This window comes from Microbacterium sp. DMC48 (genome assembly GCF_056313825.1).
This window is the reverse complement of sequence record NZ_JBQUZN010000003.1, coordinates 173087-194230: the sequence shown is the minus strand read 5'-3', so window position 1 is coordinate 194230 and position 21144 is coordinate 173087. Positions and strand designations below refer to the sequence as shown.

Sequence of the window (21144 nt, the reverse complement as noted above, 5' to 3'; positions counted from 1 at the left end):
ATGATGGAGCATCATGACCTCATCCGCCCCGCACGCCGTGCACGACAAGTCCGCGTGCAAGGCCTCTCGTCATGCGCGGGTGCAGCAGCTCATCACGGCGGACGAGCACGCCCTCGTCGAACTCGAGGCGCTCCTCGCGACGCTGCCGATCTGTTCGACGGGCCGCGTCTTCATCGAGGTTCCCGACGCGTCGTGGATCACTCCGATCGCGGTCCCGGCGCGGATGGTCGTCACCTGGCTCGATCGCTCGCACCGCAGCGGAGAGCCCGGAACCGGTCGTCCCTGTGCTCCCGGCCAGGCCGTGAGTCGAGCGGTGACCGCGTGGGCGGACGAGATGCTCTGCGCCGACGGCGACGAGTCGGCATGTCAGGACGGCACGCGCATCCACCTTCTCGGCGGCTTCCTCGGCACGGCCGACATCTTCGACCACCTCACCGAGCGCCTCGGCATCTCGCCGGCGGCAGTGCATACACCGGCGCGCTTCGGGCTGCTCAGCTCTCGCTGACCGCGCCCGCCGACGCTCCGTGGGGCACGTAGTTGCCCTCTTCGAGCCCGGCGAGGATCTCGAACCTGTTCGTCAGCGGGTTGCGCCCCGCCAGGGCGTACAGCAGCGGCATCAGAAAGCCGTAACGGCGCCACTGGCGGGCGTGCACCGCTTCATGCCGCAGCACGGCCTCGCTGATGCGGGGTGAGTCGGTCAGGAAGCAGCCGCCGACGCAGACACCTCCGCGGCCGAACGTCCACGACGGCATCCCCGTGAACACCCAGAGGCCCCCGCGACGCTCGATGCGACCCGTCGACCACAGCGACCCCCAGATCCAGCCGACGGCCGTTCCCCACCAGAAACCCACGAGGCTGACGGGGGAGTCGAGCAGGATGCCGGGGATCAGTGCGTCCAGACGGCGTCCGCGCTCCACCGCGCGGGCCGCACGCTGCTGCCAGCCGGGCGGCGGCGACGCGATCACGCGAGAGCTCCGACGACCCGCAGGATGGTCCCCAGATCGTCGACGGCGGCGGCGGGCGAAGCCGGCGCGAAGCCGGCGATGGACGCTCCCACCAGCGGAGCCGTGCGTCGCACGGCGGCGATGGCTGCGGTCAGCTCCCCGAGCGTCGCACCGAACGGCGTCGGCTGGGTCACGCCGGTGAGCTCGGCGGGATCGAGCACGTCGAGGTCGACGTGGATGTAGACGGCGTCGGCGCCCGTCGCCGCCACGGCGGCGGCGACCGCGGCGCCGTCGCCGATCGCGTCGGCCGGGATCCCGCGGATGTCGCTGCCGGCGAGGTACGCAGCCTCAGCGGGGTCGAGGTCACGGGCGCCGACCAGTACCACGCGATCGGCCGTCACGGCACCGCTTCCCGGCACCGGTCCGCTTTCGCACGCCGCCCGCAGCGCCATGCCGCCGAACGCGCCCGACGGTGACGTCGCGGGCGTGTGGAGGTCGCCGTGCGCGTCGAACCAGACCACCGCGAGGTTCCGGTGTCGGGCGGCGGCGTGGGCGATCGCGGGGACGGCGATGCCGCAGTCTCCGCCCACGACCAGCGCCGGCTCACCTCCGGTCGCGAGTTCCGCGGTGAGAGCGTCGGCGACTCGGCTCAGCGCGCTGAAGCGGCGCACGCCGGTCTCCAGCGCCTCGCCGGCCTCGGCGGGCACCTCGACACGGGCAGTCGCCGCGCGGGGCAGATCGCCGGCGATCGCCTCGGCGCCGTCCACGAGCAGCATCGCACGCGCGGCGGGGGAGCCCTGCCATTGCGGAACCACCACGAAGCGGGTCATCTTCCCGTTCCTCCCTGCGCGTTCGCGCGGCGCGAGGCCGGCGTCCCGGCGCCCACGTGCGGGCGGACGCCGGAACGCCGACCGTCCTGTCTACTGCTCGAGCGCTGCCGTGCCGGTGCCGCCGCTCTTCAGGGCGGCCAGGCGCGCCTCGACCTCGGTGAGCTCGCCGACATCCTCGAGCTCGTTGAACTGGGCGTCCAGACTGGATGCCGCGAGCTCCGCCTTGCCGGCGGCGAGAGCCTCCTGGCGGCGCACCTTGTCTTCGAAGCGACCGAGCTCGCTCGTGGGATCGAGCACGTCGATCGACTTGACCGCGTCGTGCACCTTGTTCTGTGCCTCGGCCGTCTTCGCGCGCGCCAGCAGCTCGCTGCGCTTGGCCTTCAGCTGCTCGAGCTTCTGCTTCATGCCGTTGAGGCCGTCCTTGAGCTTGTCGACGACCTCCGTCTGAGACGCGATCGTGGGAGCCACGGCCTTGGCCTCGTTCTCCTCGCTGATCTGGCGCTGCAGGGCGATCTTGGCGAGGTTGTCGAACTTGTCGGCATCCGCCGTGTTGCCGCTCGCGCGCAGCTCATCGGCCTTGCGGCTGGCGGCGAGGGCCTTGTTGCCCCATTCGGCCGCGGCGCGCACGTCTTCCTCGTGGTCGCGCTCGAGCAGACGGAGGTTGCCGATGGTCTCGGCGATCGCCGACTCGGCGTCGGCAATGGAGTTGGTGTAGTCGCGCACCAACTGGTCGAGCATCTTCTGCGGGTCTTCGGCGGCGTCGAGCATCGCGTTGACGTTCGCCTTCACGAGCGTCGAGATGCGACCGAAGATGGACTGCTTTGCCATCGTTTTTCCTTTCCTAACGGGAGAATTCCCAGCGTGCGAGGGGATCGTGCGGTCGGAGGGGGCGAGCGGATGCCGAGCTCAGAAGCGACCTCCGCCGCGTCGCGAGCGGCTGCCGGCGCCGCCGAAACCACCGGGGGAGATGCTGCCGCCCCCGCCGAGGCCGCCGAAACCTCCACCGGAGCGCGAGCGGCCGCCCCCGCCGCCGTTCAGCAGCGAGTTGATGACGATGCCGCCCAGGATGGCTCCCATCATGTCGCCGCCCGTGCCCGTACGCGGCGATCCGCCGGATCCTCCGAACATGCCGCCCTGGAAGACGCCGACGTCGCTCTGCGCCGCCTGCAGGGACTGCGTCGCCAGCTCGTGCGCGCGCTGCGCGGCGGCCAGCGCCTGCGCGGGATCGTTCTGTTGCAGCTGGCGGGCCTGCACGAGTGATGCGCCGGCTTCGGCGAGGCGGGTACGGGCCTCAGCGCCGACCGCACCTCGGCGCGAGGAGATGAAGTCCTCCGCCGCGGAGATCTCGCCCTGCGCCTGTGCGATGAGTCCGCCGAGCTGCGCCGACGCGCGCGCGGCACGCTCCTGCTCGTCGCGGATGCCGGCGAGGACCTCGTCGATCTGTGCGTTGGCGCGGTCCAGGCCCTCGCGGGCGAAGAGGGGGCGCTTCGCGGGGCCGGAGACCAGCGGCCGTGCCGCCTCCACCTGGGCGCGCGTGGCCGCGATCACGGGAGCCAGGCGGCCGTCCCGATCCGGCAGGGCCGTCGCCGCGGCGATGTCGGTCTCGAGGTCGGCGATGAGGGCCGCCGCATCCGTCTCCGCCTGTGCGAGGTCGGCGCGCGTGCGGGCGATGGCGTTCTGCAGCACCTCGGCCTGTGTCACGGCATCCTCCGCGGCGCGGATGCTGACCGCCGCGGCTGCCGCATTGCCGGCGGCGATCTGGGCGGCGGCGGTGCCGAGCAGAGTCTCAGCGAACGCGAGGCGCTGCGATGCCTGCTCGGGGTTGTCGGCGATCGCGGCGAGGGCGAGCGGGTCGTACGCGCCCGTCAAGTCGGTGAGTGTCGCGGCGGCCGCGTCGTGCGCGCCAGCGACGCTCGCCTTCTTCTCGCGGAGGCGCGCAAGCGCGTCGGGCGCGTTCTGCTCGAGCTTGCGCAGTTCGTCGAACGCCGCCGCCTTCTCGTCGAGCTGCGCGTTGGCGGCTTCGCACAGTTCGATAATGCGCGTATTCCAGGCGCGCGCGTCGTCGTCGCTGTCGGGAGTCTCATCGTCGAGCTTCTGCTTGAGGGAGAAGGCCTCGTCGAGCTGAGCCTTCGCACTGGCCAGCGCCGTTTCGAACTCGCGGGAGGCCTCGTCGCCGAACTGCGCCCGGGCGAACCCGAGCTCCTGCTCGCTCGTCTTGACGGCGTCGTCTGTCTGGACGAGGGCCGAGGACGCGCGGCGCGCGAGATCTTCCACGCTCACCGGCGGGGGCGAGGGTGATCCCGGGAACGAGCTCGCGGGCGATCGACGCCTGCGCGAGCGGATCACGATCCAGATGACCAGCCCGGCCAGGGCGACGACGACGATGACGAGCAGGATCGGCGTGATGATGCCGACGGGGTCGACCGCTGCGCCACCGGTGCCGCCGGCGATGGCGTCGGCCAGTCCGTCTGCGGCGGCGGTCGCGGCGCCGACCCAGTTACCCGCTGACAGTGCCGGCTGCACCCGTTCGCGTTCGATCGTGGTGAGCTCATCACCGGTCACGGGGCCAGCGGAGGAGCCCGACAGGTAGTACTGACGGCCGTCGGTCGAAATCGCCAGGAGGTACTGGTGCGGTCCCAGACCGTTGTTCTGCGCCGTCTCGTTCGCCCAGTCCTCGGGCGCCGACGGATCGGTGAACTGGGGGACGTACGCGACCCAGAGATCGACGCCCGACTTTGCGGTGAGGGCGCGCAAGCGCGTATCGACCTCGGAGATCTGCGCACCGGTCAGCACGCCGGACTGATCCACGACGCGCGACGAGCTGAGAGCCACGGGGCCCGTGGCGATCGCCGCGGTCGGGGCGCCCAGGACGATCGACGTGGCGCCCAGGACGATCGCCGCTGCCGCCGTCAGCGCCAACCACAAACGCGCACGCATGCGTGTTCCTCCCCTGCGCGAGGTGCGGGAACCTCGCTCCTCACGCCGATCCTATGTCGCGAACGGCATGACCCGATAGGCGAGCTGCGGGCATGCCGTGGGTCTTGCCCTCCCCGGCCTGTCCCCGCGCCCGCGGCGGCGGGGGCGGGTATGGTGTCGCGTTCGGAGGAACCATGAACAACGACGGATTCGGCCCCGATCGCTATGGCGCAGACGTTCTGGCCGCGGGATGGCGCGACGCGGGGCGCCGCGCGGTGCCCCGCGTGGCGGCCGCGCCGGACCTCGTCGTGGAGATCGCCGGCGACGGCTTCTGCGGCGCTGTCACCGGCATCCAGTCGGGTCATGTCGAGCTGGAGGACCGCCGCGGTCGCCGTCGACTGTTCCCCCTCGGCGGCGGCTTCCTGATCGATGGACAGGCGGTCGTCCTGGAGGCGCCGAAGGCCGCGGCATCCGGACCCCGCCGCACCGCTTCCGGCTCGTTCGCCGCCGACACGACTCGCGCCCGCGTGGCCCGCGCCTCGCGGATCCTCGTCGAAGGCCGCCACGACGCCGAGCTCGTCGAGAAGGTGTGGGGCGACGATCTTCGGGTCGAGGGCGTCGTCGTCGAGTACCTGCAGGGCGTCGACCTGCTCGAAGAGGTGCTGCGCGAGGAGCCGCCCGGACCGGGACGACGCTACGGAGTGCTCGTCGATCACCTCGTGCCCGGGTCGAAGGAGTCGCGCATCGCCGACGCCGTCGCCCGGGGGCCGCACGGTCCTCACGTGCGGATCGTCGGCCACCCCCACATCGATGTGTGGCAGTGCGTGACCCCGCGTGCGCTCGGCATCGCGGCGTGGCCGGACGTGCCCCGCGGCATCGAGTGGAAGGTGGGCGTGAGCCGGGCTCTCGGGTGGCCCGCCCGCGACCAGGCCGACATCGCCCGCACGTGGCAGCGCATCCTCGCAGCGGTGCACAGCTACCGCGACCTCGACCCGGCGCTGCTGGGACGCGTCGAAGAGCTCATCGACTTCGTCACCGCGTGAACCCGTCGTCACCTCTATAACCGGAGTGCTCGCCGGTACCCTGGTCGGATGCCGCACGAGACAGATGCTCCCCGTTTCCGCGACAAGCCCGTCTCATTCGTGCGCCGCAGCGGCCGGATGAGCGACGCGCAGGAGCGCGCCTGGGCGGAGCTGGCCTCGCGGTACGTCATCGACGTGCAGCGCGATGCCGCGGCGACCAGCGTGCTTCCGGGGACCTCGGTCGTGCCCGCCGAGGTGTTCGGCCGCGCCGCGCCCCTGACCGTGGAGGTCGGATCGGGCCAGGGTCATGCGATCGTCAGCGCTGCGGCCGCCGCGCCCGACCGCGACTTTCTTGCGGTGGAGGTGTTCCGCGCGGGGCTGGCCCGTACGATGCTCGACGCCGACCGCGCCGGCATCCGCAACCTCCGCCTCGTCGAGGCGAACGCGCCCGAGGTCCTCGAGCACCTGCTGCCGGCGGCCAGCGTGGACGAGTTGTGGATCTTCTTCCCCGACCCGTGGCACAAGGCCAAGCACAACAAGCGTCGACTGATCGCGCCGCCGTTTCCGCCGCTGGCGGCACGGGCGCTGCGCGACGGCGGACGCCTGCGGCTCGCGACCGACTGGGAGGACTACGCGCGGCAGATGCGTGAGGTCCTGGCCGATGCCGAGGAGTTCGTCCCGGCGTTCGACGGTGAATGGGCCGAGCGGTTCGACGGGCGCGTGATGACGGCGTTCGAGCGCAAGGGTATCGCGAAGGGTCGCGAGATCCGCGACCTGGATTATCGCCGTCTGCCGCGCACGGCGTCGGGCGCGTGAGCGCGCCGCCGCGCGCCCGCGATCGCTGGCGGGCCATGCGGCCTCTGGCCCACCGTGACTTCCGCATCCTCTTCGGCGCGGTCGTGCTGTCGATCTCCGCGGCCGGGATGTGGGCGGTCGTCATGGTCTATGCGGTCATCCGCATCGACGAGGACCCCGTCCAGCTGTCCGTCGTCGCCGCCGCGAACGCGATCGGCCTTCTCGCCTGCGCGATCCCCGGCGGGATCGCTGCCGACCGGCTGCCGCGGCGCCTGATCCTGCGTGCCGTCGAGACGGCGAACGTCTTGGCCGTCGGCTCCGTCGTCGTGGTGGGCCAGTTCGGCACCCTCACGATCGCGCACCTCACGATCGTCTCGCTCGTGCTCGGCGCCGGGGCGGGTTTCTTCTTCCCCTCCTACAGCGCGATCCTTCCGCGCATTCTTCCGGCCGAGCACCTGCTGCCGGCGAACGGCCTCGAAGGAGCGGTGCGTCCCGCCCTCCAGCAGGCCGCCGGCCCCGCGATGGCGGGACTTCTCCTCGCTGCACTGATCCCGAGCCAGGCGGCCGGCGCCGTGCTCCTCGCCCACGCGGCGGCGTTCGTGCTGCTGCTGTTCCTGCGCCCGGAACCGGCCGCCGAAGCCGCCGACGCAGCCGAGGGCGTGTCGAGCCAGAGAATTCGTCACGACCTCGTCGAGGCCGTGCTGTTCACGGTCCGTACCCCGTGGCTGCTGTGGACGCTGCTGTTCGCGACGATCTGGGTGCTCGTGACGATGGGCCCGGAGGAGGTCCTGCTGCCGTTCGTCACCCGCGAGCGCTTCGGCCCCGATCCGCGTCTGTTCGGGTTTCTGCTGGCGTGCTTCGGCGCCGGCGGAGTGGTGGGATCGGTCGTGGTCTCGTCGCTGCGGATGCCGCGGCGCTACCTGAGCGCGATGACTCTCGTGTGGGGTCTCAGCACCCTGCCGTTCGTGGTCATCGGCCTCACGCACGAATACTGGCTCATGGCGGTGAGCGGTTTCGCGTGCGGCTTCGGCTTCAGCTACGGCAACGTCATCTGGGGCACGCTCCTGCAGCGACGTGTCCCGCGCCACATGCTCGGGCGCATCTCGAGCCTGGACTTCTTCGTCTCCCTCGCGCTCATGCCCATCTCCATGGCGCTCGCCGGCCCCCTGTCGACCGTCGTGGAGATCCCCGTGATCTTCGTGGTCGCCGGCCTCGTGCCCTTCGTGCTGTCGCTGCTGGTGCTGTGGATCGCGCGGATGCCGCGGGACGAGATCGCCCACCCCCTCGAGGACGACGGGGAGAACTCACCGTGACCGAGCGCGTCGATGCCGGGCGGCTCGGGGTCGGCGTCCTGCCGGCGGCGGCGGTGTGCCTCGCCGCGCCCGCTTTCTTCGTCCTGCGCCAGCCGCTGCTCGGTATCGCCCTTCTGGTCGTCGGGGTCGCGGGCGCGATCGCCCTCGAGCGGGGCCGGCTCGCGGCATCCACGCCGTCGCTCGCGCGGGATCTGTCGCTCATCGCGATGGGGATGCTCGTGGTGAGCTCGATCTCGTTGGAGGCGAAGCTCGACACTCTGTCGATGCTGCGGTTCACTCTGGCGCTGGGCGGCGCGGTCGCGCTGCCGTATGCCGTGTCGCGATGGGTCTACCGCGATCGCGCGATCCGCTTCCCCTGGCGCGGCGGGGGACGATGGCGCGGCTGGCAGTGGGGGTGGCTCGGGGCCGTGCTGGCGCTCGGCTGGCTGATCCTGCCGTTCTACTTCATCACCTCGGGCGTGTACCGCAACTGGCCGGTGGTGGACAGCCCCGATCTCATCGCCCGGCTCTTCGTCGGCGTCGGCGCCGTGGGCATCTGGGACGAGCTGTTCTTCATCTGCACGGTGTTCGCGCTGCTGCGCCGTCATCTCCCGGATGCCGCGGCCAACGTGCTGCAGGCGATCGTGTTCGTCTCCTTCCTCTGGGAGCTCGGCTACCGCGCCTGGGGGCCGGTGCTCACCATCCCGTTCGCTCTCCTGCAAGCGGTCATCTTCCTCAAGACCCGTTCGCTGGGCTACGTCGTGACGGTGCATCTGCTCTTCGACGCCGTCGTCTTCGCGGTCCTCGTGCACGCACACAATCCGGGGCTGTGGAACGCGGTCTTCCTCGTCGCGCCCGGCTCGTGATCAGGAAGAACCGCTAGTCTGTACGAAGACCCCGACAGGGTCTCCGGACGAGGGATCCCAGTACCCGGTGAGCGACAAGACTGGCCGGAAGGTCACGTCATGTCCTGGGTCATCCTCATCGTCTCCGGCGTTCTCGAAGCGGTCTGGGCGACCGCGCTTGGCAAGTCCGAAGGTTTCAGCCGACTTGTTCCGACGATCGTGTTCGCCGCCTCGCTGACCGCCAGCATGGGCGGTCTGGCGTGGGCCATGCGCGACATCTCCACCGGCACCGCGTACGCCGTGTGGGTCGGTATCGGGGCCTCGCTCACCGTCGCCTACGCCATGATCACCGGCGACGAGCAGTTTTCGCTCGTGCGACTGCTGCTCATCCTCGGCCTCGTCGGGTGCGTCGTCGGACTCAAGCTCGTCGGTCACGACTGAGCGCGCCGCGGCATCCGTCGACGCTCAGCGCTCGCCGCGCAGCAACTCCAGCCCCGCGCTCGCGAACTGCCGCGTCGTCGCGGAGGGCAGGAACGCACGCGTGAGTCCGGCGCCGATCCGCGGCAGGTCGGCCTCGTCGCGGAACAGCAGCGACATGGTCTCGTAGCGCGGGTGGAACTTCTGCTTGAAGCGGTGCAGCGACTGGAACCCGTACACCGGCTCGAGCGCATCGGACAGGCGCGTGCTCAGCGCCGCGAGCCCCTGGGCCTCGGGCGGGTACTCGTGGGTGAGCGGCGCGCCGGACAGCGACATGAACTCGGCACCCTCGTCGCGGAAGGCGACGGCCGAGCTGCCGATGAGGTACTCCATCACCGGCCCGAACCCGTGCTCGCGGCGACGCATCAGGTCGAGGGTCCATCCGCGCACGACGCCCTCGCCGTACACCGGCATCCACGACAAGAAGCCGTGCACGTCGCCCCGTGCGTCGAGGGCGAGCGCGATGCGCACCTCGGGGTCGTCCGCTTCGGCGAGCGTTCCGAGCGTGAAGCGCATCTCGGGCAGTTGCTTCTCGCCGACCCACTGGTTCGAGATCGCCTGCAGCTGTGTACGCACACCCCACGACTCGTCGCGCAGATGCGTCAAGCGGAAGGTCATCTCCTCGCGTCCGGCGCGGTTGAGGGTCGTGCGCACCGAGTTCCACCGCTTGCCGGTGTACGCGAGCCCGGGTAGATCGACGATGGTGTCGTCGGCGACGACGAGTGCGCGCCACCCGCCCGGCACGGCCGCCTGCGTGGCCGCCCCGGCGCTGAAGAAGCAGGGGATGAGCGCCGCCTCCTCGGCTGCCGCGATGAACTCGGCCACCGACGCCGCCCGACCCTCCTCGGGACCCAGGGGATCGGCCAGAGCGATCGCCGCCCCCGCACGGATCTGGTAGGCGACGATGCCGGTGCTCGTGCGCAGGTAGCTGTTGCCGTCCCACGTCGTCATCCACGACAGCGTGCCACCGCCGTGGGCGCGGATCAGGTCGGCCACCTCCCGGGAGTCCGGTTGAGCGTCGGGCGTCCCGAGCTCGCTGCGCCGCGCACCGGAGAAGGCGCCGCGCACCACGATCAGATAGACCAGAAGCACGAGGGCGATGAAGCCGCTGCCGATCTCGATCGCCGTCTCGCCGTCGATCGGCACCCCGAGGTCGAGACGCACGTCCAGCGTGACGATGACCGCGAGCAGCGCCGCGGCGAGGATGTTCAACGCCAGCAGCACGAGAGCGCAGATCCACGCCCAGCGCCGCGCGCGCCGCAGTCCCTGGGCGATCACGAGCACCACGACGACATCGATGGCCGTCGTCGTCCAGTCGCTGGAGAGCGGGTCGGTCGTCCCGAACGGGCCGTAGGTGGGGATCAGCGTCAGGATCACTTCGATGCCGACGAAGGCGAGCATGCCGAGGAAGGCGATCAGTCGCTGCTCGCGGATGGTGGCGCGACGCGGTCGCAGGGTGCGGTCGAACACGAGCACGACGAGCACGGCGATGAGGTGGGAGAGGTCGGCCACGGTCCCCAGGACCAGGACCCCGACGATGACAACCGCGATGAGAACGAGCCACGCCCGCAGACGCCACGGCGAGGCCAGCAGGCCGATCACGGCGGCGATACAGGCGAAGGTACCGCCGCTGGCGCCCACGTCGAGGGTGGTCGCGGTGTCCTGCACCCATTCCCAGCCGGAGAAGACGCTCAGCACGGCCAGGAGCAGTGAGGTCGCCAGGACTGCCACGACCTGCCCGATCCAGAAGTACGCGAGTGCGACGCGGGTGCCGCGGGCGTATTCGAGCAGGCCCATCCCGACGAAGCCGAGCAGGGTCGGCACGAACAGCCACGGCTCGGCGACGAAGAAGGTTCCGGTGAGGGGAGTCCACCACCGTCCGGCCTCCAGCGCCGGCAGGCCGTACGCCCACGTGTCCATGCCTGCGCTCTCGTCGAAGGGCGACCACAGGCCCTGCGAGAGGATGCCGACGACGAGGATCGCCCCGACGGTGAACAGTGTCGCCGGCACGTGGCGCACGATGCGGATGAGAGCGTGTGCACGGCCCGCGGGGTCGGCGGGCGCGGGGGAGGCGGCGGGGACGGTCTCCGTCATCCCTTCACCGTAGCGGCCCGCAGGCGTCGCATCGAGGACGCGACGCCTGCGGGAAGGCTCACAGCCGTTCCAGCAGTGCGGGGCCGAACACGAGCGCTGCGGCGAGAGGGACGACGAGCAGACCGATCGCGATGACGGCGATGGCGAGCATGCTGCCCAGCACCGAGAGGACCGCGGCGCCGGCGGTGGAGGAGGGACGAGCGAAGAGCGAGCTGGCCATGCTTCGACGCTACGAACCGCGGGGTGGGCTCCACATCGTGCCGCGGATGCATCGGCATCCTTCGGGAGGATGATCCTCCCAAGCCTCTCACACCGGGGCGATAGGTTGCCTCTGACACGATCTGTCGGTGTCTCGAACGTCTCGTCCCGTCTCACGCCGCGTGCAGATCCGGCGCCGCCGTGTCACGGTCGGAATACTCGCCGTCCTGGTCGCCGCCGTCATCGCGGTGGTGGCCGTGGTGGTCTCCGACCTCAACGGCATCCACCGCTCCGACATCGCGATGCCGTCGGCCAGCCCCGGCGTCGCGCAGAACACGGGAGAGGTCAACATCCTGGTGATGGGACTGGACAGTCGCGTCGATCAGGACGGCAAGCCCTTCCCGCAGGAGATCTACGACGCGATCCACGCGGAGGATGAGAGCGTCGGCGGCTACAACACGAACGTGCTGATGTTCATCCACATCCCCGCCAACGGCGGCAAGGCGGTCGGCATCTCGATCCCGAGGGACGACTACGTCGACTACGCGAACGCGCCCGACGGAGTCACGAAGGGCAAGATCAAGGAGGACTACGGCCGCACGTTCCAGGCCACGTACGACGAGCTGACCGGCAACGGCACCGACGATGCGACGGCGTATCAGCGAGCCCGCGACGCCGCGCGGCAGGCGCAGATCCAGACCGTCTCGTCGTTTCTCGGCGGCGTGCGCATCGACCACTTCGTCGAAGTGACGATGGCCGCGTTCTATCGCGTCGCACAGGCGGTGCAGCCGATCACGGTGTGCCTGAACCAGGCGACGGCCGACACGTTCTCGGGCGCGAACTTCGCCGCGGGGATGCAACAGATCGATGCCGCGCAGGCGATGGCGTTCGTGCGGCAGCGTCGCGACACGCAGTACGAGAACGTCGATCTCACCGACCTCGACCGCACGCGCCGGCAGCAGGCGTTCATGATCTCCCTCGCCGTCAAGCTGAAGAGCGCCCAGACCTTCACCGACTTCGGGGCGATGCGCTCGCTCATCGACACGGCGAAGCAGTACGTCGCGATCGATCAAGGGTTCGATCTGCTGAGCCTCGCGAGCACCGCGCAGCGTCTGGCGGGCGGGGACATCACTTTCCAGACGCTTCCAGTGGAGCGGTTCGGCACGATCGACGGCGAGAGCGTCAACATCGTCGATCAGGACAAGATCGCCGGCATGGTCAGCGACCTGCTCAACCCGCCGTCGCCGACGTCCGCGCCCACCGATGGCGCCACGGATGCCGCGACCGACGCGCCGAGCTCTCCCTCCGACGGGGCCGACGGGTCATCGCCGTCGCCCTCGGGGTCGCCGACCCCGCAGAGCTACACCAACTCGCAGCAGCCGATGGTCTCGGGTGCGGTGCCCTGCGTGAACTGACGCGGGGCAGATCCATAGCCGCACGCCCTCCCGGTGCCGTCCTGATCGGCGTACCGTCGAGATGACAGCGACGATCCGGCCGCTGCCGTTGCATGCGAAGGAGCAGCCATGGAACAGGCGTCGGGATTCACGGGGCAGACGATCATCGTGACGGGGGCGGGATCGGGCATCGGTCGGGCGACGGCGTTGCGCTTGCATCGTGAGGGCGCTCGCGTGATCGGCGCCGACGTCTCCGCCGAACGGCTCGACGCACTGCGTGCCGAGGCGTCGGACGAGCGCATGGTGACGGTGGCCGGCGACATCGCCGAGGCGGCGACGATCCAGCAGATCATGGATGCCGCGGGCTTGACCGTGGACGGGCTGGCGAATGTCGCCGGCATCATGGACGCGTTCCTTCCGCCGGCCGAGGTCGACGACGAGACGTGGGATCGGGTGTTCCGCGTGAACCTCACGGCGCCGATGCGGCTGACCCGTGCCGTGCTCCCCGGGATGATCGCCCGTGGCGGAGGCGCGATCGTCAACGTCGCGTCGGAGGCGTCACTGCGCGCATCGGCGTCGGGCGTCGCGTACACGTCGTCGAAGCATGCGCTGGCCGGGTTCACGAAGAGCGTGGCCTTCTTCTACGGACCGCAGGGCATCCGCGCCAACGCCGTGGCCCCGGGCGCCGTCGCGACCAACATCGAAGCGCCGATGAGGAGCGCGTACGCGGCCGGTCGGATCGGACCGATCATGCAGGCGCTGATGACCCCCGTCGCGACCGCCGAGCAACTCGCCTCGGCGATCGTGTGGCTGCTGAGTGATCAGTCCGCCAACATCAACGGCGTGATCCTGCCGAGCGACGGCGGCTGGTCGACGATCTGAGGGTTCAAAACGATGCGCGCGGCCGCAGGGCGAGTGCCGTCGACCAGACGATTCCCGCGATCGCACACGCGAGCGAAGCAAGCCACCATGTGAGGGCGAGCTGCAGCGTCCACGACCCGTAGCGGTGGGGCTCTTCTGCGCCCAGCTCGGAGAAGGGCAGATCCCAGGCGACCAGAACGATGAACCACGACGTCGCGATCGCCGCCCAGATCCACACCGACCCACGCAGCAGCGTCATGCGGATCCACGGCTTCGTGCGGATGATGACTCGCGCCCGCACGAGCGCGGCGGCAAGCACACCCATCGCAAAGATGACCCACACCACCGTCGCCGCCACCGTTCTTCCCGTCACGAGCGTGAGCGCGTGGGCCGGGGTGTAGCCGTAGCTTTCGGGAACGCCGACTGTCGCCGCCACCACACCGATAACGATGCTGGCGGTCGCGACCACCGTGAAGACGACGATGATGCGCGTGCGCGCGGTCACCATGGGCGAGATCGTACGCGGGGTGACCTCGGATATGTGGAGTGCCCCCGACAGGAATCGAACCTGCGACCTTTGGTACCGGAAACCAACGCTCTATCCCCTGAGCTACGGAGGCGTACCGATCGAGGGTATCACCGACGGGGCGTCCGCTACGCCGCCGGGCGGCTTGGATCGGCGGTGATCGACGGCCGGCGCCGGCGTGCCTCGGCATCCCTCTGGAGGGTGTCGACACCAGTGTACGCGGACGCCGTCGCGGCGTGCGAGGATACTCCGGTGCAACGCCTCGTGACCGCCGAACTGGACCTCGATCTCGGGGCTTCCGTCGACCTCATCTTCCAGATCGCCGCGGCCCAGCCGGCGCCCGTTCTGCGGGAGGAACTGACGTTCACGCAGGGTGATCGCGTGTACACGCCCACGGAGATCATCGACCAGTCCGGCAGCCGGCTGCACCGTCTGCTCGGCGAGGCCGGACGCCTCGACGTGCGCTACGAAGCGCTGATCGACGGACAGGTCGCTCAGCGCGCCACGAGTGACCTCGAAGCCATCACGTACCTGCGCCCCAGCCGCTACTGCCAGTCGGACGAGGTGTTCTCGCAGGCGCGCCGCCAGTTCCGCGGCCTGCAGGGGCTCGAGCTGATCACGGCCGTCAGCGAGTTCGTCGCCTCGAGCACGACCTACACGCCGGGTCTGAGCCAGGGCACCGACTCCGCCGTCACCACCCTCATGACCGGACAGGGCGTCTGCCGCGACTACGCGCACGTCGTCATCGCGCTGCTGCGGGCCATGGACATGCCTGCCCGCTACGCCGCGTGCTTCGCTCCCGGCCTTCGCCCCATGGACTTCCACGCCGTCGCCGAGGCCTACCTCGACGGCAGCTGGTACGTCATCGACGCGACCCGCCTCGCCAATCGCCGCTCGCTCGTGCGCATCGCCACCGGCCGCGATGCCGCCGACTGCGCCTTCCTCAGCTACCACGGCGGCTACGTGGGCCTGCAGCGCATGCGCGTCGACGCGTGCGTCCTGCCCGATGACGCGGCCGATGTCGAGGCGCAGGATGCCGCCGCCGCGGCATCCGATCCCGCCCTCGACGACTTCGCCGAGCTCGTCCAACTCGTCTGATCCGCACCGGGTGCCGCCGGGCCGGCGTGCGCAACTCCGCCTGAATCGGCCCCGGCCGCGCGGTTGGGCGCCTCGCGCCCTTCTCAGATGGAGTTGTGCACGCGCCCCGGTCCGCGGGCGTGCGGGGGCGGAGCGGGGCGGTCGTGCCGTGGCCGCACCGGGTGCCGCCGGGCCGGCGTGCGCAACTCCGCCTGAATCCGCGCGGACCGCGGGGTTGGGCTCCCTGCGCCGGCCTGAGACGGAGTTATGCACGCCATCGGGGATCCCACAGGCCCGCGCGCCGGCGCGGATGCCGAGGGACGCGCGCAGGCTGCGGACAGCGGGCGCCCGTAGACTTGACGGGCTATGAATCCCGATGCCCTCGCCGCCGCCCTCCTCGCCGCCATCGCCCCGCTCGCCGAGGCGCGACGACCCGGCGCGAGCGCCGGGCTGACTGCGGCCGACTTCCCGCTGGAGCGTCCGCGCAACCGTGATCACGGCGACTGGGCGTCCAACGCCGCATTGAAGCTCGGAAAGGCCGTCGGTGCCAACCCGCGCGAGTTCGCGCAGGAGATCGCCGACGCGCTCGCCGCGACCGACGGCGTCGCCAGTGTCGAGGTCGCCGGGCCGGGGTTCATCAACATCCGCCTCGAGGCGGGAGCCGCCGGCGCCCTGGCGAAGACCATCGTCGTTGCCGGCGCGGCCTACGGCACCAACGACAGCCAGCGCGGACAGAGCATCAACCTCGAGTTCGTCAGCGCCAACCCCACCGGGCCCATGCACATCGGGCACACCCGGTGGGCAGCCCTCGGCGACGCGATCGCCCGCGTGCTGCTGGCCAGCGGTGCGACGCTCGTCCGCGAGTTCTACATCAACGACGCGGGAGCGCAGATGGACCGCTTCGGGCGGTCGGTGCTCGCCGCGATCAAGGGTGAACCGACACCCGAGGACGGCTATCCGGGCTCGTACATCGGCGATCTCGCGAGCCGCGTGCGCGCCGAGCTGCCCGGAATTCTCGATCTGTCCGACGACGAGCAGCTGGTGCAGGCGCGTGACCGTGCCTACGCCCTGCAGCTCGCAGATCTGCAGGCGTCGCTCGAGAAGTTCAACGTGCACTTCGACGTCTTCTTCAGCGAGCGCGCGCTCCACGCCCACGGCCCGAACGGCGAGCCCAGCCTCGTCGACGAGGCCGTCGACCGCCTCCGCGCGCAGGGCCACGTGTTCGAGCAGGACGACGCCATCTGGGTGCGCACGACCGACTTCGGCGACGACAAGGACCGCGTGATCCGTCGTTCCAACGGCGAGTACACGTACTTCGCCTCCGACGCCGCGTACTACCTCAACAAGAGCGACCGCGGCTTTGCGCACAAGATCTACCTGCTCGGCGCCGACCACCACGGCTATGTCCACCGGCTCAAGGCGCTCGCCGGTGCCGCCGGCGACGACCCCGACAAGGACATCGAGGTGCTCATCGGCCAGCTCGTGTCGGTCAACGGTGCCCGCCTGTCCAAGCGCGCCGGCAACATCATCGAGCTGGACGACCTCCGCGACTGGCTCGGCACCGACGCGCTGCGGTACTCGCTGGCGCGCTATCCCGCCGATTCGCCACTGACCCTCGACCCCGAGATCCTCACGAAGCGCACGAACGACAACCCGGTCTTCTACGTGCAGTACGCACACGCCCGGACGCACAACGTCGCCCGCAACGCCGCCGACTCCGGCGTCGATCGCAGTGTCTTCGCGCCCGAGCTGCTCGACCACGAGAGCGAGTCGGCGCTGCTCGGAGCACTGCAGGAGTTCCCGCGCATCGTGGCCTATGCCGCCGAGGTCCGCGAGCCGCACCGCGTCGCCCGCTATCTCGAAGAGCTCGCGAGCCTCTATCACCGCTGGTACGACAACTGCCGCGTCACGCCGCTGGGCGACGAGCCGGTGACCGACCTGCACCGCACCCGCCTGTGGCTCAACGACGCCACCGGCCAGGTGCTGCGCAACGGCTTGGACATGCTCGGAGTGAGCGCCCCGGAACGGATGTGACGTGAGCGACCAGCACCCCACGCAGCCGCTTCCGGACCCGTCGGCGCGGTGGGTGCTGTCGACGGATGCCGCGGCATCCGCCCCGCGACGGCGAGGCCGCCGCTGGCCCTGGCTGATCGCCGTGATCGCCGTCGCGGTGCTCGCGGCGGGCGCGTGGTTCGCGGGGGAGTACATCGCCCGCGGCATCGTCGAGCGAACGATCCGCGATCAGATCCTCTCGCGCCTGGACATCCCCGCCGACCAGCACGTCGACGTGGATGTGCGCGGCGCGGTGATCCCGCAGCTGATCGGCGGTCGTCTCGACGACGTCACGGTCTCGGCCGCCGATGTGAGCCTCGGAGCGCTGACCGGCGACGTCGAGGTCCACGCGGCCGGGGTGCCGATCCACGGCGACGCCGCGCTGCAGAGTGCGGACGCGATGGTGCGCCTCGACCAGGATCAGGTGCGTGCCCTGCTGGGCACCGTCGACGGGTTTCCCGCGGATGCCGTGACGGTGGAGGCGCCCGACATCGTGATGTCGACGGAGCTGAAGGCGTTCTCCCTCTCGGTGCCCGTCGGCGTGAGCCTCACGCCGTCGGCGTCCGGCGGCGATCTCGTTCTCACCCCTCGCACCCTCCGTGTCTCGGGAGCCGAGGTCTCCGCCGATGTGCTGATCGACCAGTTCGGAGCGCTGGCGCGCACCGTGGTGCGCGACTGGAACGTGTGCGTGAGGCAGTACCTGCCGGCCGGGCTCACGCTCACCGCCGTGCGCGTGGACGGCGCGCAGGTGGTCGCCGACATCGCCGTGGACCCGCGGATCACCGTCGATGCCGCCCTGCAGCAGAAGGGCACGTGTAGCTGAGCGAGCGGTGACGGCGGCGCCGGGCGTCTCGACGCGCTGCGCTCGCTCACCGACCGGGGCGCGCTGGCACCGACGGGAGAGCGTCACATACGCGGGCCGGTATGCGGCGGTGCCCTAGACTTCTAGGACTGCCGGGCGTGACGTCACCGACGGCAGCCCGACCCCACACGATTGGTTCCGCACGTGTCCGCCGCCTCCGACCGCCCGCTCGTGCCCGCGTGGCTCGCCGAACCGGCCGACGCCAACGCGCTCGCCCCGCTGGTGTGGCCGTCCTCGGCCGCGCGTGACGACGACGGCCAGCTCGAGATCGCCGGCGTCGGCGTTCGGGACCTGCGCGCGCGGTTCGGCACTCCTGTGTACGTCCTCGACGAGGACGGTGTCCGCTCACGCGCGCGCGAGGTGCGTGACGCCTTCACCGCGGCCGCGGCCCGTCGCGGCGTGCAGGCACGCGTCTACTATGCCGGCAAGGCGTTCCTGTCGACCGAGGTCGTGCGCTGGGTGACCGAAGAGGGCCTCGCGGTCGACGTGGCCACCGGAGGAGAGCTCGCTGTCGCGCTCGCCGCGGGTGCCGATCCGTCCCGCCTGGGTCTGCACGGCAACAACAAGTCGGTCGCCGAACTCGAACGCGCCGTGGAGATCGGCATCGGCTCGATCGTGATCGACTCGCGGATCGAGCTCGAACGACTTGCCGCCATCGTCGAGCGGCGCCTCGCGGACGATGCCGCTCCCCAGGCGGTGCTCGTCCGCGTGAACAGCGGCGTGCACGCGGAGACGCACGATTTCCTGGCGACCGCCCATGAAGACCAGAAGTTCGGCTTCGCTCTGGCCGACGCGCCCGCTGTCGTCGCCCGCATCCGCGAACTGCCGGGCCTGCGCTTCGTCGGCTTGCACTGCCACATCGGCTCCCAGATCTTCGGCACCCGCGGATTCGAGGAGTCCGCTGCGCGTGTGGTCGACCTCCACGCGCAGCTTCTCGCCGGCGGTGAGATCCCGCTGCTCAACCTGGGCGGCGGTTTCGGCATCGCGTACACCTCCGTCGACCAACCCACGCCCATCGCCGACCTCGCCGACGGCATCGTCGAGGCCGTCGCGCGCGAGTGCGAGGTGCGCGGCATCGCGCTGCCGAACCTCGCGTTCGAGCCGGGCCGCAGCATCGTCGGACGCGCCGGTGTCACGCTCTACGAAGTCGGCACGGTCAAGCCCGTCCGCGCCAGCGACGAGGTGACCCGTCTCTACGTGAGCGTCGACGGCGGTATGAGCGACAACGCCCGACCGGCTCTGTACGGCGCGCAGTACTCGGCGCGCCTCGCCTCGCGCACGTCGGATGCCGCGCCCGCCCTGTCGCGCGTCGTGGGCCGTCACTGCGAGTCCGGCGACATCGTCGTCGACGCGGAGTACCTGCCCGGCGACATCACACCCGGCGATCTCCTCGCCGTGCCCGCGACCGGCGCATACTGCTTCTCGCTGTCGAGCAACTACAACTACGTGCCCCGTCCGCCGGTCGTCGCCGTGCGGGGCGGCACCGCCCGCGTGATCGTCCGCGGCGAGAGCATCGATGACCTGCTGGCGCGCGATCTGGGGGTCGCGACCCCCGCATCCGCCGAGACGTCCCCGGCCGAGGAGAAGGAATGACCGACTACCGTCGACTGCGCGTGGCCCTGCTCGGAGCCGGAGCCGTCGGATCCCAGGTGGCCGACCTCCTGCGCAAGCACGCCGACGAGCTCTCCGACCGTGCCGGGGCGGCTCTCGAGCTCGTGGGGATCGCCGTACGCAACCCCGACGCTCCGCGCGACGCCGATCTGCCGCGCGAGCTGTTCACCACCGATTCGGAACAGCTGATCGTCGGCGCCGACATCGTCATCGAGCTGATGGGCGGCATCGAGCCCGCGCGCACCGACATTCTGCTCGCGCTGTCGTCGGGCGCCGATGTCGTCACCGCGAACAAGGCGCTGCTGGCCACACACGGCCCCGAGATCTTCGACGCTGCCGACCAGGTGGGCGCCTCCGTCTATTACGAGGCCGCCGCCGCCGGCGCCATCCCGATCATCCGCCCGCTGCGCGATTCGCTGGCCGGCGACCGCGTGCAGCGCATCATGGGCATCGTCAACGGCACGACGAACTACATCCTCGACCGCATGGACACCGAGGGCAGCGAGTTCGCGGACGTCCTCGCCGACGCGCAGCGGCTGGGCTACGCCGAAGCCGATCCCACGGCCGATGTCGAAGGCTTCGACGCGGCTCAGAAGGCCGCCATCCTCGCGTCGCTCGCGTTCCACACGGCCGTGCCCTTGGAAGCCGTGCACCGCGAGGGCATCACCGCCATCGACCGTCAGACGATGGAAGCGGCCCGCCACGCCGGGTACGTCATCAAGCTGCTCGCGGTGTGCGAGCGGATCACGGATGCCGAGGCGAACTCGCCCACCGGCGAAGCCATCTCGGTGCGGGTGTACCCCGCACTGATTCCACGCGAGCATCCGCTGGCGAGCGTCCACGGCGCCAACAATGCGGTGTTCGTGCAGGCCGAGGCCGCGGGAAACCTCATGTTCTACGGTGCGGGCGCCGGTGGCGTCCAGACCGCTTCCGCTGTTCTTGGCGACGTCGTCTCGGCCGCCCGACGCCACATCGCCGGCGGTGTGGGCGTCGGTGAGTCCACGCGCGCGAACCTTCCGGTCGTGCCGATCGGCCGCGTGACGACGCGCTACCAGATCACCCTCGAGGTCTCCGACGAGCCTGGCGTCCTCGCCACCGTCGCCGGCATCCTCAGCGAGGGGCGGGTCTCGATCGCGACGATCGAGCAGACCATCGAACCGATCGACCCGCAGCAGAACCTCGTTCCGGTCGAACAGGACGTCGCGGGCATCGCGCGTCTGGTCATCGGCACCCATACGGCACGCGAGCAGGACCTCAGCGACACCGTCGACCGTCTCGCCGCCAGCGGCGTGGTCGACCGGGTCGTGTCGGTTCTGCGCGTCGAAGGCAACTGAACTCGCGGTCGCGG

The 21144-nt window shown here is 70.6% G+C and carries 20 protein-coding genes, 1 tRNA gene and 1 riboswitch; of the genes, 13 read left to right on the top strand and 8 right to left on the bottom strand.

Features of this window, described 5'->3' with window-relative positions:
* Positions 1-13: 13 nt before the first annotated feature.
* A complete protein-coding gene (locus tag ACT53O_RS00965; RefSeq protein ID WP_476150991.1) occupies positions 14-505 on the top strand; it encodes an SIP domain-containing protein in 492 nt (163 codons plus the stop codon).
* Here the strand turns inward: ACT53O_RS00965 and ACT53O_RS00960 are convergent.
* From ACT53O_RS00960 to ACT53O_RS00945, 4 genes are all read right to left on the bottom strand, one after another.
* On the bottom strand, positions 492-965 hold the full coding sequence (locus tag ACT53O_RS00960) for a Fe-S oxidoreductase (protein WP_294944441.1): 474 nt from the start codon (positions 963-965) through the stop codon (positions 492-494). The two genes, ACT53O_RS00965 and ACT53O_RS00960, sit on opposite strands and share 14 nt — an antisense overlap.
* Positions 962-1774: an arginase family protein gene (locus ACT53O_RS00955; RefSeq protein ID WP_294978608.1), complete on the bottom strand. Its 813-nt coding sequence runs from the start codon at positions 1772-1774 to the stop codon at positions 962-964. The genes ACT53O_RS00960 and ACT53O_RS00955 overlap by 4 nt, the downstream gene beginning before the upstream one ends.
* A 90-nt stretch (positions 1775-1864) precedes the next feature.
* Positions 1865-2602, bottom strand: coding sequence for a PspA/IM30 family protein (locus tag ACT53O_RS00950; protein WP_112932654.1), 738 nt, complete (start codon positions 2600-2602; stop codon positions 1865-1867).
* A gap of 78 nt (positions 2603-2680) precedes the next feature.
* Positions 2681-4711, bottom strand: a complete 2031-nt coding sequence (locus ACT53O_RS00945; protein ID WP_347418485.1) for a TPM domain-containing protein — start codon at positions 4709-4711, stop codon at positions 2681-2683.
* A gap of 173 nt (positions 4712-4884) precedes the next feature.
* On the opposite strand from ACT53O_RS00945, the gene ACT53O_RS00940 reads away from it, so the two are divergent.
* The 5 genes from ACT53O_RS00940 (at position 4885) to ACT53O_RS00920 (ending at position 9085) form a co-directional block, all read left to right on the top strand.
* Positions 4885-5733 (top strand): DUF3097 domain-containing protein, encoded by an 849-nt coding sequence (locus ACT53O_RS00940; RefSeq protein ID WP_039414454.1) that lies wholly within the window; start codon positions 4885-4887, stop codon positions 5731-5733.
* A gap of 48 nt (positions 5734-5781) precedes the next feature.
* Positions 5782-6528 carry a tRNA (guanosine(46)-N7)-methyltransferase TrmB gene (gene trmB / locus ACT53O_RS00935; RefSeq protein ID WP_476150987.1) on the top strand — a complete coding sequence of 249 codons (747 nt, stop codon included), beginning with the start codon at positions 5782-5784 and terminating at the stop codon, positions 6526-6528.
* Positions 6529-6563: 35 nt separating this feature from the next.
* On the top strand, positions 6564-7820 hold the full coding sequence (locus tag ACT53O_RS00930; protein WP_476151525.1) for an MFS transporter: 1257 nt from the start codon (positions 6564-6566) through the stop codon (positions 7818-7820).
* Complete coding sequence (locus ACT53O_RS00925) at positions 7817-8665, top strand: CPBP family intramembrane glutamic endopeptidase (protein WP_476150986.1); 849 nt, start codon at positions 7817-7819, stop codon at positions 8663-8665. The genes ACT53O_RS00930 and ACT53O_RS00925 overlap by 4 nt, the downstream gene beginning before the upstream one ends.
* A gap of 22 nt (positions 8666-8687) precedes the next feature.
* Positions 8688-8754, top strand: a riboswitch (guanidine-III (ykkC-III) riboswitch).
* Positions 8755-8764: 10 nt separating this feature from the next.
* On the top strand, positions 8765-9085 hold the full coding sequence (locus ACT53O_RS00920; RefSeq protein ID WP_476150984.1) for a DMT family transporter: 321 nt from the start codon (positions 8765-8767) through the stop codon (positions 9083-9085).
* 24 nt (positions 9086-9109) lie between these two features.
* Here the strand turns inward: ACT53O_RS00920 and ACT53O_RS00915 are convergent, their stop codons facing one another.
* Entirely contained in the window at positions 9110-11215 is a 2106-nt protein-coding gene (locus tag ACT53O_RS00915; RefSeq protein ID WP_476150982.1) for a bifunctional lysylphosphatidylglycerol flippase/synthetase MprF, read from the bottom strand.
* Positions 11216-11273: 58 nt separating this feature from the next.
* Positions 11274-11435 (bottom strand): hypothetical protein, encoded by a 162-nt coding sequence (locus ACT53O_RS00910; RefSeq protein ID WP_167487053.1) that lies wholly within the window; start codon positions 11433-11435, stop codon positions 11274-11276.
* 127 nt (positions 11436-11562) lie between these two features.
* Between ACT53O_RS00910 and ACT53O_RS00905 the strand changes: the two genes are divergently transcribed.
* Both ACT53O_RS00905 and ACT53O_RS00900 read left to right on the top strand, forming a co-directional pair.
* A complete protein-coding gene (locus ACT53O_RS00905) occupies positions 11563-12828 on the top strand; it encodes an LCP family protein (RefSeq protein WP_476150980.1) in 1266 nt (421 codons plus the stop codon).
* A 108-nt stretch (positions 12829-12936) separates the two neighbouring features.
* Positions 12937-13689, top strand: coding sequence for an SDR family NAD(P)-dependent oxidoreductase (locus ACT53O_RS00900; RefSeq protein ID WP_347418489.1), 753 nt, complete (start codon positions 12937-12939; stop codon positions 13687-13689).
* 4 nt (positions 13690-13693) lie between these two features.
* Here ACT53O_RS00900 and ACT53O_RS00895 read toward each other — a convergent pair whose 3' ends face one another.
* Both ACT53O_RS00895 and ACT53O_RS00890 read right to left on the bottom strand, forming a co-directional pair.
* Entirely contained in the window at positions 13694-14176 is a 483-nt protein-coding gene (locus ACT53O_RS00895; protein ID WP_476150978.1) for a hypothetical protein, read from the bottom strand.
* 39 nt (positions 14177-14215) lie between these two features.
* Positions 14216-14288 (bottom strand) — tRNA-Arg (locus tag ACT53O_RS00890).
* Positions 14289-14446: 158 nt separating this feature from the next.
* Here ACT53O_RS00890 and ACT53O_RS00885 point away from each other — a divergent pair.
* The 5 genes from ACT53O_RS00885 (at position 14447) to ACT53O_RS00865 (ending at position 21130) form a co-directional block, all read left to right on the top strand.
* On the top strand, positions 14447-15292 hold the full coding sequence (locus tag ACT53O_RS00885; protein ID WP_378794534.1) for a transglutaminase-like domain-containing protein: 846 nt from the start codon (positions 14447-14449) through the stop codon (positions 15290-15292).
* Between the two features lie 345 nt (positions 15293-15637).
* Positions 15638-17305, top strand: coding sequence for an arginine--tRNA ligase (argS, locus tag ACT53O_RS00880; protein WP_476150975.1), 1668 nt, complete (start codon positions 15638-15640; stop codon positions 17303-17305).
* 1 nt (position 17306) lies between these two features.
* Complete coding sequence (locus tag ACT53O_RS00875) at positions 17307-18146, top strand: LmeA family phospholipid-binding protein (RefSeq protein WP_476150973.1); 840 nt, start codon at positions 17307-17309, stop codon at positions 18144-18146.
* Between the two features lie 183 nt (positions 18147-18329).
* The gene (gene lysA / locus ACT53O_RS00870; RefSeq protein WP_476150972.1) at positions 18330-19778 is read left to right on the top strand and encodes a diaminopimelate decarboxylase; all 1449 of its coding nucleotides are present in this window, start codon (positions 18330-18332) and stop codon (positions 19776-19778) included.
* Positions 19775-21130: a homoserine dehydrogenase gene (locus ACT53O_RS00865; protein WP_476150971.1), complete on the top strand. Its 1356-nt coding sequence runs from the start codon at positions 19775-19777 to the stop codon at positions 21128-21130. Before lysA ends, ACT53O_RS00865 begins: the two co-directional genes overlap by 4 nt.
* The last annotated feature ends 14 nt before the right edge of the window (positions 21131-21144 follow it).

Bases quoted from the DNA above. Each gene is read 5' to 3' on its own strand.
- ACT53O_RS00965 (WP_476150991.1), top strand. From the start codon at position 14: ATGACCTCATCCGCCCCGCACGCCGTGCACGACAAGTCCGCGTGCAAG.
- ACT53O_RS00955 (WP_294978608.1), bottom strand. From the start codon at position 1,774: ATGACCCGCTTCGTGGTGGTTCCGCAATGGCAGGGCTCCCCCGCCGCG.
- ACT53O_RS00950 (WP_112932654.1), bottom strand. From the start codon at position 2,602: ATGGCAAAGCAGTCCATCTTCGGTCGCATCTCGACGCTCGTGAAGGCG.
- ACT53O_RS00945 (WP_347418485.1), bottom strand. From the start codon at position 4,711: ATGCGTGCGCGTTTGTGGTTGGCGCTGACGGCGGCAGCGGCGATCGTC.
- ACT53O_RS00940 (WP_039414454.1), top strand. From the start codon at position 4,885: ATGAACAACGACGGATTCGGCCCCGATCGCTATGGCGCAGACGTTCTG.
- trmB (WP_476150987.1), top strand. From the start codon at position 5,782: ATGCCGCACGAGACAGATGCTCCCCGTTTCCGCGACAAGCCCGTCTCA.
- ACT53O_RS00930 (WP_476151525.1), top strand. From the start codon at position 6,564: ATGCGGCCTCTGGCCCACCGTGACTTCCGCATCCTCTTCGGCGCGGTC.
- ACT53O_RS00920 (WP_476150984.1), top strand. From the start codon at position 8,765: ATGTCCTGGGTCATCCTCATCGTCTCCGGCGTTCTCGAAGCGGTCTGG.
- ACT53O_RS00915 (WP_476150982.1), bottom strand. From the start codon at position 11,215: ATGACGGAGACCGTCCCCGCCGCCTCCCCCGCGCCCGCCGACCCCGCG.
- ACT53O_RS00910 (WP_167487053.1), bottom strand. From the start codon at position 11,435: ATGGCCAGCTCGCTCTTCGCTCGTCCCTCCTCCACCGCCGGCGCCGCG.
- ACT53O_RS00900 (WP_347418489.1), top strand. From the start codon at position 12,937: ATGGAACAGGCGTCGGGATTCACGGGGCAGACGATCATCGTGACGGGG.
- ACT53O_RS00895 (WP_476150978.1), bottom strand. From the start codon at position 14,176: ATGGTGACCGCGCGCACGCGCATCATCGTCGTCTTCACGGTGGTCGCG.
- argS (WP_476150975.1), top strand. From the start codon at position 15,638: ATGAATCCCGATGCCCTCGCCGCCGCCCTCCTCGCCGCCATCGCCCCG.
- ACT53O_RS00865 (WP_476150971.1), top strand. From the start codon at position 19,775: ATGACCGACTACCGTCGACTGCGCGTGGCCCTGCTCGGAGCCGGAGCC.